The organism is Pacificispira sp. (genome assembly GCF_965228185.1).
Lineage (GTDB): Bacteria > Pseudomonadota > Alphaproteobacteria > UBA8366 > Aestuariispiraceae > Pacificispira.
In genome coordinates this window covers 818,218-831,906 of record NZ_CBDDHE010000008.1, presented here as the reverse complement: position 1 = coordinate 831,906, position 13,689 = coordinate 818,218, and the positions used below count along the sequence as shown (strand labels likewise).

The window sequence follows — 13,689 nt, the reverse complement described above, 5'->3', positions numbered from 1 at the left end:
CGGGCTTCGCCCTCACCGGGTGTTGGATGCGGTATGGCCCAGTTCGATCACGGTCTGCGTCTCTTCCAGCGCTTCCGGCGTGCCGACATGGTACCATTCGCCGTCATGGACCAGGCCGAAGAGGCGGTTCGACGCCGCTGCCTTCTCGAACAGCCGGACCAGGGAGAATGCGCCCGCAGGCGCCCCGACGAACAAGTCCGGGGTCAGGATGGACAGGCCGGCGAAAAGATAGGGGGCGACCTGCTGTTCGGCGCGCCGGCGGGCATGACCGGTCGGGTCCAGGAAAAAATCCCCGACACCGCGGTAATCGCCGCCCGCCGTCGCCACCGGATGCAGCAGCAGCAGCGCGTCCATGGTTTCCGGGTCGAATGCATCGCGCATCCGGGCGGCCGCCGGCTTTGGGCCGTCCAGCCAGACCGTATCGGCATTGGCGACGAAGAACGGCTTCTCCCCCAGCAACGGCAGGGCATTGGCGACACCGCCGCCGGTATCCAGAATGTCTGCCTCGGGCGACAGGGTGACGTCGCGGGCATCGTGGAAATGCGCTGCGATCTGGTCGCCCAGATAATGGCTGTTCACCACAAAGCGGGTCAGTTTCACCGCGCGCAGCCGCTCGAAGGTCCAATCGATCAGCGGTTTGCCGCATAACGGGACCAGGGGCTTCGGCATCGTCTCGGTCAGCGGGCGCATGCGCTTTCCGAAGCCCGCGGCCAGAACCATGGCGGTGTCGATATCGGTCATGATCGGGCGCCATCCTGTGCAGAAGCCGACGCCGCGGCCGGGGCCCGGCGCAGGTCCGGCGGAAAGTTCATATCATACCATTCTTTCAGATCGCGCAGCATCGGATGGCGCAGACCGCCCTCCAGCCAGCCCCAGGTACGGGGAATGTGGCGCAGATAGCTGGATTTGCCGTCGCGCCGGTCCAGCCGCGTGAAAATGCCGACGATCTTGGTTGCGCGCTGCACGCCCATAACGGCGTAGGACAGGGCGAAGGCGTCGCGCGGCATGGCCGGGAAGGCGTTCAGATAGCGCCGCATCAGGCCGTTGGCCAAGGCATGGGGCACGTCGCGCCGGGCGTCTTCGAACAGCGACACCAGGTCATAGGTCACCGGCCCGATCACCGCGTCCTGAAAATCCAGCAAGCCGCAGGCCGCTTCCGCCGTCCGGTCCGGCAGGTGGATCAGATTGTCGACGTGATAGTCGCGCAGGACCAGGCTGGACGGCACCGCAAAGGCATGGCCCAGCGCGTTTCGCCACAATCCGCGAAAGACGGCACGGTCCGGCTCCGGGCAGGGCGATCCTTTCACCGCCGGCCAGAACCAGTCGATCAGCAGATCGGCCTCTGCGGCCAGCTTGTCGCGGCTGTAATCCGGCACCTGCGCCGCCGGACGGAAATCGCGCTGCAGCCGGATCAGCGTGTCGGTCGCCAGGCTGTAAAGCTCATACTCGTCGCCGCCGCGCGCCAGGACACGGGTATAGGTATCGTCGCCCAGATCCTCCAGCAGAAGGAACCCGTTCTGAGGATCTTCGGCCAGGATCTCCGGGGCGCTGAGACCTTGCGCGGTTAGAAGTTTCGAAACCGTAACGAAGGACCGCACGTCTTCCTTGTCCGGCGGGGCATCCATCAGGACGGCACGGCGGCCGCCCAGTTCGACCCGTTCATAGCGCCGGAAGGACGCGTCGTCGGCCAGGTTCCGCCGGGCCGCGCCGGGCCATCCGGACGCGGCCAGAAATCCGTCGATCGCCGCATTGCGGTCATGCTGCATCGCGCAGTACCTCTTCGATCCGGTTTCGCCATTCGGCCGGTGCGGCGATCCGGGCCCGCCTTCCGTCGCCGTCATGGACGATGTCGATCCGCAGCGCCCGGCGGGGCAAGTCGGGCCCTAACCGGTCCGGCCATTCGATCAGGCTCGCCGCCTCCGCGAAGGCTTCGTCCAGGCCCAGTTCCACCGCATCGGCGCGGCCGTCGAGCCGGTAGAGGTCGACATGCCAGATTTCCAGATCGTCGGTCTCATAGGTCTGGACCAGGGTGAAGGTGGGGCTGGGTACTTCGGCCTCCGGATCGCCCAATCGGGCGCGAATGGCGGCACGCGACAGGGCGCTTTTTCCGGCCCCCAGATCGCCGGTCAGCGCGACGACGTCGCCCGCCGTCAGCGCAAGGCCCAACGCCGCCCCCAGCCGGGCCGTCGCATCGGGATCCGGCAAAAATAGGTCGAAAGCCGGTTCCAGGTCGGTTCTGTCGGGTTCGGATGGCGGCACGGTCGGCTCGAAAAGGGCGTTTCTGCGAAGAAATCCGGCATCGGGCGCTTGACGGTCCGGGCCGGTGCCTCTTCATATCACTCCGATTCCGCAAACCCAACCGTTCACACATTCGGGGTGCCAACCATGACCGAGACCGCCGCCGCGCCGATCGAAACCGATGTCGTCATCGTCGGGGCCGGGCCCGTTGGCCTGTTCGCGATCTTCGAACTGGGCATGCTGAAAATCCGCGCGCATATCGTCGATTCGCTGGAAGAAGTCGGCGGACAATGCACGGCCCTGTATCCCGAAAAGCCGATTTTCGACATTCCGGCCCATCCGCGCATCGACGGCGCGGCGCTGATCGAAAATCTGGAGGCCCAGGCAGCGCCCTTCGATCCGGTCTATCATTTGAACCAACAGGTGTCGGTCCTGACGCCCTTGGCGGAAGGCGGTTATGCGCTGGAAACCTCCAAAGGCACACAGTTTCGATGCAAGGCCGTGATCATTGCCGCCGGCGGCGGCGCCTTCGGCCCGAACCGGCCGCCGCTCGATGGGCTGGCCAAGTATGAGGGGACGTCGGTCTTCTACATGGTGAAGCGGCGTGAGGATTTCCGCGACCGAACGGTGGTGATCGCCGGGGGCGGCGATTCCGCGGTCGATTGGGCAATGTCGCTGCCGGAAGTGGCACGGAAGGTCTATGTCGTGCACCGCCGCGACAAGTTCCGCGCCGCGCCGGAATCGGTGGACCGTATGATGTCCTGGGCCGAAAAGGGTAAGCTGGAACTGGTGACGCCGTGTCAGCTCAGCGGCCTGGAAGGCGCCGACGGTCGCCTGACCGGGGTGAAGGTCAAGGATTTCGACGGCCATGAGCGGCTGTTGGAGGCGGACGTTCTGCTGCCCTTCTTCGGACTGGCCGCGAAGCTGGGGCCGATTGCGGAATGGGGCTTCACGGTGGACCGCAATACGATCCCGGTGGATCGGGCGACCTGCGAGACGCCGCTGCCCGGAATCTTCGCCATCGGCGATGTCGCGATGTATGAGGGCAAGCTGAAGCTCATTTTGCAGGGATTTGCCGATGCCGCGGCCGCCGCGCACCGCATTCACGGCATCGTCTATCCGGGCGAGGCCCTGCATTTCGAATATTCGACGACCAAGGGCGTGCCCGGCTGACGGTTGTCCGGACGGTTACGCGTCCGTCAGTCGGCGGGCTCGAAAGAGCAGATCAGGGTAACCCCATCCTCCGCGACCTCCATGCGGCCTTTCTGGGCGTGGATCAGTGAACGGGCCAGGCTGATGCCGATATCGGCGCCGGTCGCCAGGGCATGCTCGACAATATCCAGATCGGGATTGCCGGACGCCCGGCTGGCCCAGGCGGAATCGTCGGCCAGGGTCAGCGGGACGGTCATACGGATGGCCGGGCGGCCCGCTTCCTCGGTCAGAACAATGGCCGCCTCCGGCCCGGTCGGGGCATGCCGCGCCGCATCCGCGATCAGGTAATGCAGCGCCTGGAACAGGCGCCGGCGGTCCGCCAGGACCCGGCCAGGGCGTGTCGGCTTGTCGAAAGTCAGCCGCGCGGTCAGCGGCCGGTCGCGCAACACCAGCTCGCAGACCTCCGGCATCATGGTCGCCAGATCGATCTCGACGGATTCCAACTGCATGAAGCCTGCCTGCACCGCCGCCAGATCCAGAATATCGCCGATCAGATCCGACAGGTCCGACGCCGCGACCAGGATGTCGTTGACATAGGCCTTCTGCCGTTCGGTCAGGGTGCCGAAGGTTTCAAGGCGCAGTAACTCCGCGAAGCCCATGATGGCGTTCAGCGGCGTCCGCAGCTCATAGGACACGTTGGAGACGAACCGGCTTTTCAACAGGTCCGCGTTTTCCAGGGCGCGGTTCCGTTCGCGCAGCGCGCGTTCGACCTGGGTCGAATCGGTGATGTCCAGGTAAAGCACCAGGCATTGCCCGTCCGGCAGGGGCACATAGGCGTAGTCCATCACCCGCCCGTCGACCAGGTTCATGCGGCCCTGGCGCGCGGCCGGTTCCGACACCGATGTGATCAGGCGCCGGCGCAAACTCTCCCAATCTTCCTCGGTGCGCAGCATGCCCTTGGCGTAGTTCGCGACTTCCGAGATATGGGGCTCCGTCGCCAGCCAGGCCGGATCGAGACCGAACAGGCCCGCATAGACGTCGTTGAACAGTTTCAGCCGACCGTCCCGACCGAAGACGCAGACCCCTTCGAACAGCGAGTTCAGGGTCGACCGCTGCACCGCGGTCAGGGTGTTATGGGAGCTTTCCAGCGCCAATCGGTCGGTCACATCCTCGTATTGGAAAATCAGACCGCCCAGGGGATGTGGCGAGGCCACGGCCCGCACCGTCCGCCCGTCGGGCAAGTGCAACAGGTCTTCGCGCGGTTCGATCAGGGCTGTGAACAGCTGTTCCATCTGGCGTTTGAAAGCCGGGAAATCGGACATTTCCGTCAGCTGCCGGTTCTCGCGCAGCAGCTCCAGCAAGGTTCCGATGACGGGCTGGTCGTCCAGGACGTCATGGGACAGGCGCCACATGTCGGCATAGGGCGGGTTGAAGAATTTCAGCCGCCGGTCGGGTCCGAAGATCGCGATGGCCGAGGTCAGGCGTTCCAGCACCTGATCCTGTACCGCGATATGTTCGGCAAGGGTCATCTGCAGGTTTTCCAAGGCGGTCATGTCCTGGGCCATGCCGGCGACGATGCCCTGATGGCCGGGTACCGGCGATTCCAAGACATCCATGGCGTGACGGTCGCCGCCCAGGACGATGTGGCGGCTTTCGCTCTGCGGCAGGCCGGTGCGCTGGGCCAGGCGCGCCAGATCGATCGCCCGTTCCGGTGCACCCAGACTGCGGGATCTTTCGTCGCCGCCGAACATGTCGCGGAAGGCCCGGTTGTGCCCGGCGATCTTCAGGCCGTCGCGATCGCGCCACCAGACCGGATGCGTTACCGTGTCGAGCACGCCGCGCAGCAGCGCCACTTCATCCTCGCGCTCCGTATATTGTTCGGCCAGCCAGGCCGAGGCGCTGTCGTCGCGCAGCCAGATCGCCGCGTCACCCTCGACCGATCGGCCGCAGAGGGTCAGGACCAATCCCTCCTCGTCGGTGTCGACGGTCATTTCGAACGGACGGCCGTCGCGGATCATGGCGGCCGCGGATTCGCCGATCGCCTCGCGATGCCGGTCGGCGAAACGGGCCAAAGCCTTATCGGGTGCGACGAGGCGGTCGGGGTCCAGCTTCAGGATCGCGGCGGCGGCCGGGTTCGGGCGCCAGCCTTCCGGCCGACAGCGGATGACGCCATAGGGCGAGTCTTCCAACAGCGCCTGCAGTCTGTCGACGCGCGCCTCCGCCCGACGCCGGGCGGTCCGCACGCGCCACAGCAGCATGCCCAGGACAGCGGCGGCCGCACATCCGGCGGACGCGATATAGGGCCAAACCAGTTCGGGCGATTCCATCCGGCGCATTTCCCCTTACGGACCGCGGCCAGTCTAGTGCGGTTCGCCCGGATGCTGAAAGGGGGGTACGAAAAAGGCGGCGCATCCGCGATGCGCCGCCCTTTAACGCTTGGCCGGTATCCGGCCGGAACGTAGCGCTTAGTAGCGATAGGCTTCCGGCTTGTGCGGGCCTTCGACGGCGACGCCGATATAGGCGGCCTGCTTTTCGGACAGTTTGGTCAGCTGCGCGCCGACTTTCTCCAGGTGCAGCGCCGCGACCTTCTCGTCGAGATGCTTCGGCAGGACATAGACCTGGTTGTCGTACTTCTCGGCATGGTTCCAAAGCTCGATCTGGGCCAGGACCTGGTTCGCGAAGGATGCGCTCATCACGAAGCTGGGGTGACCGGTCGCACAGCCCAGGTTCACCAGACGGCCTTCGGCCAGCAGGATCAGCTTCTTGCCGTCGGGGAATTCGATCTGGTCGACCTGCGGCTTGATGTTGTCCCATTTGAAATTCTTCAGGCCGTCGACCTGAATCTCGCTGTCGAAATGACCGATATTGCAGACGATCGCCCGGTCTTTCATGTCGCGCATATGGTCGACGGTGATGACGTCGACATTGCCCGTGGCGGTGACGAAGATGTCGCCGCGCGGGGCCGCGTTTTCCATCGTTACGACTTCGAAACCTTCCATCGCGGCCTGTAGGGCGCAGATCGGGTCGGCTTCGGTGACCAGCACGCGGCAGCCCGAATTGCGCAGGCTTTCGGCGGAACCTTTGCCGACATCGCCATAGCCGGCGACGACGGCGATCTTGCCGGCCATCATCACGTCGGTGGCGCGGCGGATGGCGTCGACCAGGCTTTCGCGGCAACCGTATTTGTTGTCGAATTTCGACTTGGTGACGCTGTCGTTCACATTGATGGCCGGAACCTTCAGCGTGCCCTTCTTCGCCATTTCATACAGGCGGTGGACACCGGTCGTGGTTTCTTCCGACAGGCCCTTCACATCGTCCAGCAGCGCCGGGAAGTTCTCGTGCATCCGGACGGTCAGGTCGCCGCCATCGTCCAGGATCATGTTCGGAACCCAGCCGTTCGGCCCTTCGATCGTCATGTCGATGGCCCACCAGAATTCTTCCTCGTTCATGCCCTTCCAGGCGAAGACCGGGACGCCCGACGCGGCGATGGCGGCGGCGGCGTGATCCTGGGTCGAGAAGATATTGCAGGACGACCAGCGGACTTCCGCGCCCAGCGCCGTCAGGGTTTCGATCAGGACCGCGGTCTGGATCGTCATATGCAGGCAGCCGGCGATGCGGGCGCCCTTCAGCGGCTGAGCCTTGCCGAACTCGTCGCGCAGTGCCATCAGGCCCGGCATCTCGATTTCGGCCAGTTCGATTTCCTTGCGGCCCCAATCGGCCAACGAGATGTCCTTGACTTTAAAGTCCTCGGCCATGGTCTTCACCCTTTCACGTTTGGAACGGGCGCACGGCTGGGCGCCCCGGTATTGCGCGGAGTCCGCAATTTGCGGGCATATACCAGCGCAGCCCCATGCGGGCAAGGCGCGGCGCGCCCAGACGTTGAATCCCGACCTCGGCGCCGATGCATCCTTTCAGCCATACCAACCCTGGTGCGGTTGGGAAATTACATGTCGACATAGAGGGCAAATCACTACAGAAAGTATGAATAGGAGAGATTGGGCATATCTTCACAGTATCTGGTATGTCCGACCAAATAACAGGAACGATGAGAGGCGGACATGAATCGCCTGATCCTTATTACCGCTGCGACGGCCTCGGTCTCCGCGCTGGGCATCGGCGCGGCGGCGGCCCGTGACGACGGATTCTATCTGGGTTTCGGCGCGGGCTACAACATTCCGCATGAACAGGACCTGGACGTCCCGAACACCGACCAGTCGATCGAGCATTCCGGCGGCCCCGGCGCTCTCGGCACCTTCGGGTTCAAGTATGAAGAAGGCTGGCGGTCGGAACTGGAGTTCGGCTATCGCACCAGCACCGTCGAGAACATCAGCGCAGGCACCGCGACCGGCGACGTCGACGCCTGGACCTTGATCGTCAACGGCCTCTACGATTTCGAAGCGGACGGCTTCTCGCCCTATTTGGGGGTCGGCGCCGGTGTCGCCTATCTGAACTATAAGAATGTCTCGCCGGTCATCACCGCCGGCGGCACATCGTCCATCGATGATTACGCGGACCCGAACCTCGCCCTGCAGGCGATCGCGGGCGTGTCCTTCGAATTGCACGACAATGTCGAGCTGACGGGCCAGTACAACTTCCTGGCCGTGCCGGAAGTCGAGGTCAATACGGCCAATGGCGTCCGGTCCCGGTCCGAATTCTACGATCACCTGTTCACGATCGGCCTTCGCTACACCTTCCCGGTCGGCAATTCGCGGCCCGAGGCAGAGCCGGAACCGCTGCCGATGAAATCGGCGGTCGAACCGGTGCCGGAACCGGAGCCCCAGATCGCCGCGGTTCCGCCGCCGCCTCCTCCGCCGCCTCCGCCCCCGCCGCCACCTCCCCCGCCGCCCGCGGTGGAACCGGAGATCACGCGGAACTTCATCGTCTATTTCGACTGGGATAAAACGGAGCTGACGCCCGCGACGGAGGCGATCCTGCGCCAGGCGGCCGGCTTTGCCCGGGACGGCAACATTGCGCGCATCATCCTGACCGGCCACGCCGACACGTCGGGCACCCAGAAGTACAATATGGGCCTGTCCGAGAAGCGGGCGGATCGGGTGCGCGGCATGCTGGTCGAACTGGGCATGCCCGCGACCGGTATCGTCACCTTCGCCCGGGGCGAGGAGGAACCGATGGTCGCGACCGCCGACGGTGTCCGCGAACCGAAGAACCGCCGGGTCGAAATCCTGCTCGAGTGATCCGAAAGCGAACCGGGCCGACGCGCATACCGCTTGACGCGCGGCCCGTCCGCGCCGCATGGAAAGCGTCATGGCAATTCTCTCGGCGCATCGGCTGACCTGCCTGCGCGGCGCGCGGCTGGTCTTCGAAGATCTGGGCTTCACGCTCGATGCCGGCGGCGCGCTGCTGCTGACCGGGCCGAACGGCAGTGGTAAATCCAGCCTTCTGCGCCTTCTGGCGGGTCTTCTGGAGCCCTTCGACGGGCATCTGGAGATCGACGGCGCGCCGGTCGCGGCGGATCGCGAGGGGCAGCGCGCCCGGATCGCCTATATCGGGCATGCCGATCCGGTCAAATCGACCCTGACCGTGCGCGAAACCCTGTCCTTCTGGGCTGACCTGGCCGGACTGCGGGATCGTCGCAGGCTGGACGCGGCTCTCGGCGCGCTCGACCTTTCGGCACTGGCCGATGCGCGGGGCGCGATCCTGTCATCAGGTCAGCGCCGCCGCCTGTCCCTGGCCCGGCTTCTGGTGTCGGATGCCGATATCTGGCTGTTGGACGAGCCTACAGTGGGGTTGGACACAGTGTCGGTGCGCGCGGTCGAAGACCTGGTGGCCGATCACCGCCGGAACGGGGGGTCGGTCGTCCTGTCCACCCATATCGAATTCACCCTGCCGGGCGGTCAGTCCCTGGATCTCGGCGATTACGCGCCGGGCGCTTTCGGGCGGGTCCCGGCATGATGGGGTTCCGCGCCGTTCTGCAGCGCGATTTGCGCCTGGCGATACGGCAAAGTGCCGATCTCGCCCTGGTCCTGGGCTTCTTCGTCATCGCAGCGTCCCTGTTTCCCTTCGGCGTCGGGCCGTCGCCGGACACGCTGGCGCGCATTGCGCCGGGCGTGATCTGGGTCCTGGCGCTGCTGTCGGTCATGCTGTCGCTCGATCGGCTGTTTCAGCAGGACCTTGCCGATGGCAGTCTGGAACAGATGGCCCTGTCGCCGACGCCGCTGTCGCTCGTTGTTCTGGCGAAATGCCTGGCGCATTGGCTGACGACCGGCCTGCCGCTGATCGCAATCGCGCCGCTGATCGGCATATTGCTCAATCTTCCGGCCGAGGGCTATGCGGTCCTGCTGGCGGGGCTGGCGCTCGGCACGCCCAGCCTCAGTCTGATCGGCGCGGTGGGCGCGGCGCTCAGCCTCGGGGCCCGCCGGGCAGGCTTGTTGATCGCGCTGCTGGTTTTGCCGCTCTATATCCCCATCCTGATTTTTGGGGTGACAGCCGTGGACGCCGTCCTGACCAGCGTGCCGCCGACCGCGCATTTCCTATATCTCGCGGCGATCCTGATGGCGGCGATTCCGCTGGCGCCGCTGGCCGCCGCCGCGGCGGTTCGTCACGGTGTCGAAGGTTAGGGCGTCGGAGGACTGGTCGGACCCGAAAGTTTGAGCCAAATCAACGTGCACGAAACGGCTGGAGCGTGTAGGACAAGGGCGGATCGCCCCTGCCCCGCGGGGTCGAGCAGAGCATGATGGGATCGAACGGGATGCATCGGTTCGCGAATCCGGGTCAGTTCATGCGTGTGGCGGACAGGGTGCTGCCCTGGATTGTCGCGCTGTGCCTGCCGTTGATCGCCGCCGGGCTGTATTTCGGCCTTTACGCCTCGCCGCCCGACTTCCAGCAAGGCGAGACGGTCCGGATCATGTATATCCATGTTCCCACGGCCTTTCTGGCGCAGGGTGCCTATGTCGTGATGGCGCTGGGAAGCGCCAGTTTCCTGATCTGGAAACATCCGCTGGGCGACCTGATCGCCCGATCCGCGGCGCCCATCGGCTGCGTCTTCTGCATCATCTGCCTGGTCACCGGGTCGCTTTGGGGCCGACCGACCTGGGGCACCTATTGGGTATGGGATGCGCGGCTGACGTCGATGCTGATCCTGCTGTTCCTGTATTTCGGGTATCTGGCACTGGCCAATGCCTTCGACGACCCGGCGCGCGGCGACAAACCGGCCGCGATCCTGGCGCTGGTCGGCGTCGTGAACATTCCGTTGATCAAGTTTTCGGTCTATTTCTTCAATACGCTGCATCAGAAATCGACCTTGGCGGGCGATCTGTTCGGCGCGGTGTTCGGCGAGCCGGAGGCGGCGGTTCAGGCCGAGAACCTTCCGGCCGATCTGGCGGCGGCGGCCGCGCAGCAGGGCGGCGATCTGCCGCCGGAAATGCTGTTGCCGCTGATGCTGATGCTGGCCGGGTTCACCTTGGCCTTTCTGGCGCTGCTGATCCTGCGGCTGCGCGGGGAATTCGCGTCGGTGCGTCTGCGGGCGCTCCGGGCCGGTTTCCGCGCAGAACCGCGCGGCGCCTGAGGCGGAAAGGGATCCATGTTCGAGACGCTTGCAGATTTCTGGCATATGGGCGGCAACGGCGTCTATGTCTGGGGCTCGTATGGACTATGCGCCGTCTTGATGCTGGGATTGGCCGCACAAACGCTGCGCCGGATCCGGACCCGTCAGCGGGATCTGGACCTGTTGCAAGACAGCCGCGCGCGGCGTGATCGGACGGAGGGCGCATGAGCGAGACGGCGGCAAGACGGCGGTCCCCGGCGGCGCAACGCAAGCGGATGCGCCTGATCCTGGTCGTTTGCGGCGTGACCTTCCTTGGGGCGGCGACGGCCCTCACCCTGACCGCCCTGCAAAGCAATGTGAACCTGTTCTTTGGCCCGACGGAAGTGGTTGAGGGCAAGGTGCCGGCGGGCGCGACCTTCCGGATCGGCGGGCTGGTCGAGATTGGCAGCTGCCGCATCCGCGGCGACGGGGTGACCCGGGAATTCGTGGTGACCGACGGCGCCAACCGTGTGACGGTGACCTATGAAGGCATCCTGCCCAGCCTGTTCCGCGACGGCCAGGGCGTCGTCGCCCTGGGCCAACTGACCGACGCCGCCGGTGAATTCCGGGCGGAGGAGGTTCTGGCCAAGCATGACGAAACCTATATGCCTGCGGAAGCGGTGGAGGCGATGAAGCGCGCCGGCACCTGGCAGGAGGGCGGCGGCGAGACGGTCGCGGCGGCCGGCGCGCCCTCGGGCGCCAATCCCTGCAAGGGCTGACCAAGAGTTGCGGAAGGACGGGAGCGAGACAGCATGATCGCGGAATTGGGCCATTACGTATTGACCCTCGCCCTGGGCGTGGCGCTGATCCAGGCGACGGTGCCGATGCTGGGCGCGGCGCGCGGCGACCAACGCTGGATGGCGGTGGCGGCCCCGGCGTCGCTGGTCCAGTTCGGCCTGCTGCTCTTTGCCTTCCTGGCGCTGATCCACGCCTATGTGACGTCCGATTTCTCGGTCCTGAACGTGGTCCAGAACTCCCATTCTCTGAAGCCGCTGCTTTACAAGGTGTCCGGTGCCTGGGGCAATCACGAAGGGTCGCTGCTGCTCTGGGTGACGGTGATGGCCTTGTTCGGCGCGCTGGTCTCGATATTCGGGGACAATCTGCCGCCGGGTCTGAAGGCGCGCACCCTGTCGGTACAGGCGCTGGTCACGGTCGGGTTCCTGCTGTTCATGCTGCTGACCTCGAACCCGTTCGAACGCATTTTTCCGGCGCCGCTGGAAGGCCGCGACCTCAATCCTTTGCTGCAGGACCCGGGCCTCGCCTTCCATCCGCCGATGCTCTACATCGGCTATGTCGGCCTCTCCATCGTCTTTTCCTTCGCGTGCGCGGCGCTGATCGAAGGCAAGGTCGACGCGGCCTGGGCGCGCTGGGTCCGGCCCTGGACGCTTCTGGCCTGGGCCTTTCTGACCGGTGGCATCGCGCTGGGTAGCTGGTGGGCCTATTACGAGCTGGGCTGGGGCGGCTTCTGGTTCTGGGATCCGGTGGAGAATGCCAGCTTCATGCCCTGGCTGGTGGCGACGGCCCTGTTGCATTCCGCCATCGTGGTCGAAAAGCGCGATACGTTGAAAAGCTGGACCATCCTGCTGGCGATCATCGGTTTCTCGCTCAGCCTGATCGGCACCTTCCTGGTGCGATCGGGCGTGCTGACCTCGGTCCATGCCTTTGCCAGCGATCCGGAACGCGGGGTCTTCATCCTGGCGCTGCTGGCGGTCGCCATCGGCGGGTCCTTCGCGCTCTATGCCTGGCGTGCACCGTTGCTGACGGGCGGCGGTCTGTTCCGCCCGATCAGCCGCGAAGGGGCGTTGGTCCTCAACAATCTGCTGCTGACCACGGCGGCGGCGACGGTCCTGCTGGGCACGCTCTATCCGCTGTTCCTGGAACTGGCGACGGATGACAAGATTTCCGTCGGTCCGCCGTTCTTCAACGCGACCTTCGTGCCGATCATGGCGCCGCTCTTCGTCGCGCTGGGCGTCGGGCCGCTATTGCCCTGGAAGCGCGCCGATCTGGCGCCGGCCTTGCGGCTGCTCTGGGTCGCCTTCGTCTTCACGCTCGTCGTGACGATCGTCGCCGGTATCGCGGTTTGGGGACAGGCCGCAATCGCCCTTCTGGGTCTGGGCCTGTCGGCCTGGCTGATCGGTGCGGTCCTGACGGAACTGTACCGGAAATGCCGCCCGACCCAGACCGTGACGGCGGGCCAGGCTCTGCGGCGCTTGACCGGATTGAGCCGCGCCGCCTGGGGCATGACCGCCGCGCATCTGGGGATCGCCGTGGTGATCGCGGGCGCCACCGGCGCGTCGCTTCTGACCCAGGAAAAGATCGAGGCGGTCACCATCGGCCAGACGGTGGAAGTCGGCGGGTTCGACTTCACCCTGACCGATGTGCGCGACGTGCCGGGGCCGAACTACAATGCCGAGCGCGGGACCTTCTCGGTCGTGCCTTCCGGATCCGCCGGCGCGGAACCCCAGATCCTGCAATCCGAGAACCGGCAATATGTCTCGAACGGTCAGGTGACGACCGAAGCGGCGATCCGATCGACGCTCTGGTACGATCTTTATGCGGTGCTGGGCGATCCGGCCGGGCAGGGCCGGTTCACGGTGCGGCTCTATTTCAAGCCGCTGGTGCCCTGGCTGTGGATCGGGTCCACCTTGATGGTTCTGGGCGGGTTCCTGTCGCTCAGCGACCGGCGGCTGCGCGTCGGCGCGCCGAAACGCAGCGCCGCACCCGCCGGCGGAAAAGCACAGCCCGCGGAATGAGGA

13 protein-coding genes are annotated in these 13,689 nt (G+C 65.5%); 8 read left to right on the top strand and 5 right to left on the bottom strand.

Annotated elements, in window-relative coordinates; genetic code table 11:
• Positions 1–12: 12 nt before the first annotated feature.
• Genes ACO06O_RS18750 through tsaE form a run of 3 tightly spaced genes read right to left on the bottom strand, consistent with a single transcriptional unit; the run spans position 13 to position 2,259 of the window.
• A complete protein-coding gene (locus ACO06O_RS18750) occupies positions 13–741 on the bottom strand; it encodes a nucleotidyltransferase family protein (protein ID WP_421883316.1) in 729 nt (242 codons plus the stop codon).
• Positions 738–1,766, bottom strand: a complete 1,029-nt coding sequence (locus tag ACO06O_RS18745; RefSeq protein ID WP_421883313.1) for an aminoglycoside phosphotransferase family protein — start codon at positions 1,764–1,766, stop codon at positions 738–740. Before ACO06O_RS18745 ends, ACO06O_RS18750 begins: the two co-directional genes overlap by 4 nt.
• Complete coding sequence (gene tsaE / locus ACO06O_RS18740) at positions 1,756–2,259, bottom strand: tRNA (adenosine(37)-N6)-threonylcarbamoyltransferase complex ATPase subunit type 1 TsaE (protein ID WP_421883309.1); 504 nt, start codon at positions 2,257–2,259, stop codon at positions 1,756–1,758. Before tsaE ends, ACO06O_RS18745 begins: the two co-directional genes overlap by 11 nt.
• A 126-nt stretch (positions 2,260–2,385) precedes the next feature.
• On the opposite strand from tsaE, the gene ACO06O_RS18735 reads away from it, so the two are divergent.
• Positions 2,386–3,411 (top strand): NAD(P)/FAD-dependent oxidoreductase, encoded by a 1,026-nt coding sequence (locus ACO06O_RS18735; RefSeq protein WP_421883305.1) that lies wholly within the window; start codon positions 2,386–2,388, stop codon positions 3,409–3,411.
• Positions 3,412–3,437: 26 nt separating this feature from the next.
• Here the strand turns inward: ACO06O_RS18735 and ACO06O_RS18730 are convergent, their stop codons facing one another.
• A complete protein-coding gene (locus tag ACO06O_RS18730; protein ID WP_421883301.1) occupies positions 3,438–5,717 on the bottom strand; it encodes a PAS-domain containing protein in 2,280 nt (759 codons plus the stop codon).
• Between the two features lie 138 nt (positions 5,718–5,855).
• Positions 5,856–7,145 carry an adenosylhomocysteinase gene (gene ahcY, locus ACO06O_RS18725; RefSeq protein ID WP_421883298.1) on the bottom strand — a complete coding sequence of 430 codons (1,290 nt, stop codon included), beginning with the start codon at positions 7,143–7,145 and terminating at the stop codon, positions 5,856–5,858.
• A 303-nt stretch (positions 7,146–7,448) separates the two neighbouring features.
• On the opposite strand from ahcY, the gene ACO06O_RS18720 reads away from it, so the two are divergent.
• The 7 genes from ACO06O_RS18720 to ACO06O_RS18690 all read left to right on the top strand — a co-directional run bounded on the left by ACO06O_RS18720 (position 7,449) and on the right by ACO06O_RS18690 (position 13,686).
• Positions 7,449–8,585: an OmpA family protein gene (locus ACO06O_RS18720; protein WP_421883295.1), complete on the top strand. Its 1,137-nt coding sequence runs from the start codon at positions 7,449–7,451 to the stop codon at positions 8,583–8,585.
• Positions 8,586–8,655: 70 nt separating this feature from the next.
• Entirely contained in the window at positions 8,656–9,303 is a 648-nt protein-coding gene (gene ccmA / locus ACO06O_RS18715; RefSeq protein ID WP_421883292.1) for a heme ABC exporter ATP-binding protein CcmA, read from the top strand.
• Positions 9,300–9,968: a heme exporter protein CcmB gene (gene ccmB, locus ACO06O_RS18710; RefSeq protein WP_421883289.1), complete on the top strand. Its 669-nt coding sequence runs from the start codon at positions 9,300–9,302 to the stop codon at positions 9,966–9,968. Before ccmA ends, ccmB begins: the two co-directional genes overlap by 4 nt.
• Before the next feature lie 131 nt (positions 9,969–10,099).
• Positions 10,100–10,915, top strand: coding sequence for a heme ABC transporter permease (locus ACO06O_RS18705; protein ID WP_420419076.1), 816 nt, complete (start codon positions 10,100–10,102; stop codon positions 10,913–10,915).
• A gap of 15 nt (positions 10,916–10,930) precedes the next feature.
• Positions 10,931–11,122: a heme exporter protein CcmD gene (ccmD, locus tag ACO06O_RS18700; RefSeq protein ID WP_420419075.1), complete on the top strand. Its 192-nt coding sequence runs from the start codon at positions 10,931–10,933 to the stop codon at positions 11,120–11,122.
• Positions 11,119–11,652, top strand: a complete 534-nt coding sequence (gene ccmE, locus ACO06O_RS18695) for a cytochrome c maturation protein CcmE (RefSeq protein WP_421883285.1) — start codon at positions 11,119–11,121, stop codon at positions 11,650–11,652. Before ccmD ends, ccmE begins: the two co-directional genes overlap by 4 nt.
• A 33-nt stretch (positions 11,653–11,685) precedes the next feature.
• Positions 11,686–13,686: a heme lyase CcmF/NrfE family subunit gene (locus ACO06O_RS18690; RefSeq protein WP_421883282.1), complete on the top strand. Its 2,001-nt coding sequence runs from the start codon at positions 11,686–11,688 to the stop codon at positions 13,684–13,686.
• Positions 13,687–13,689: the final 3 nt, after the last annotated feature.

Coding starts and splice junctions, on each gene's coding strand:
- ccmA (WP_421883292.1), top strand. CDS start 8,656: ATGGCAATTCTCTCGGCGCATCGGCTGACCTGCCTGCGCGGCGCGCGG.
- ccmB (WP_421883289.1), top strand. CDS start 9,300: ATGATGGGGTTCCGCGCCGTTCTGCAGCGCGATTTGCGCCTGGCGATA.
- ACO06O_RS18745 (WP_421883313.1), bottom strand. CDS start 1,766: ATGCAGCATGACCGCAATGCGGCGATCGACGGATTTCTGGCCGCGTCC.
- ACO06O_RS18705 (WP_420419076.1), top strand. CDS start 10,100: ATGCATCGGTTCGCGAATCCGGGTCAGTTCATGCGTGTGGCGGACAGG.
- ahcY (WP_421883298.1), bottom strand. CDS start 7,145: ATGGCCGAGGACTTTAAAGTCAAGGACATCTCGTTGGCCGATTGGGGC.
- ACO06O_RS18730 (WP_421883301.1), bottom strand. CDS start 5,717: ATGGAATCGCCCGAACTGGTTTGGCCCTATATCGCGTCCGCCGGATGT.
- ccmD (WP_420419075.1), top strand. CDS start 10,931: ATGTTCGAGACGCTTGCAGATTTCTGGCATATGGGCGGCAACGGCGTC.
- ccmE (WP_421883285.1), top strand. CDS start 11,119: ATGAGCGAGACGGCGGCAAGACGGCGGTCCCCGGCGGCGCAACGCAAG.
- ACO06O_RS18690 (WP_421883282.1), top strand. CDS start 11,686: ATGATCGCGGAATTGGGCCATTACGTATTGACCCTCGCCCTGGGCGTG.
- ACO06O_RS18735 (WP_421883305.1), top strand. CDS start 2,386: ATGACCGAGACCGCCGCCGCGCCGATCGAAACCGATGTCGTCATCGTC.
- ACO06O_RS18750 (WP_421883316.1), bottom strand. CDS start 741: ATGACCGATATCGACACCGCCATGGTTCTGGCCGCGGGCTTCGGAAAG.
- ACO06O_RS18720 (WP_421883295.1), top strand. CDS start 7,449: ATGAATCGCCTGATCCTTATTACCGCTGCGACGGCCTCGGTCTCCGCG.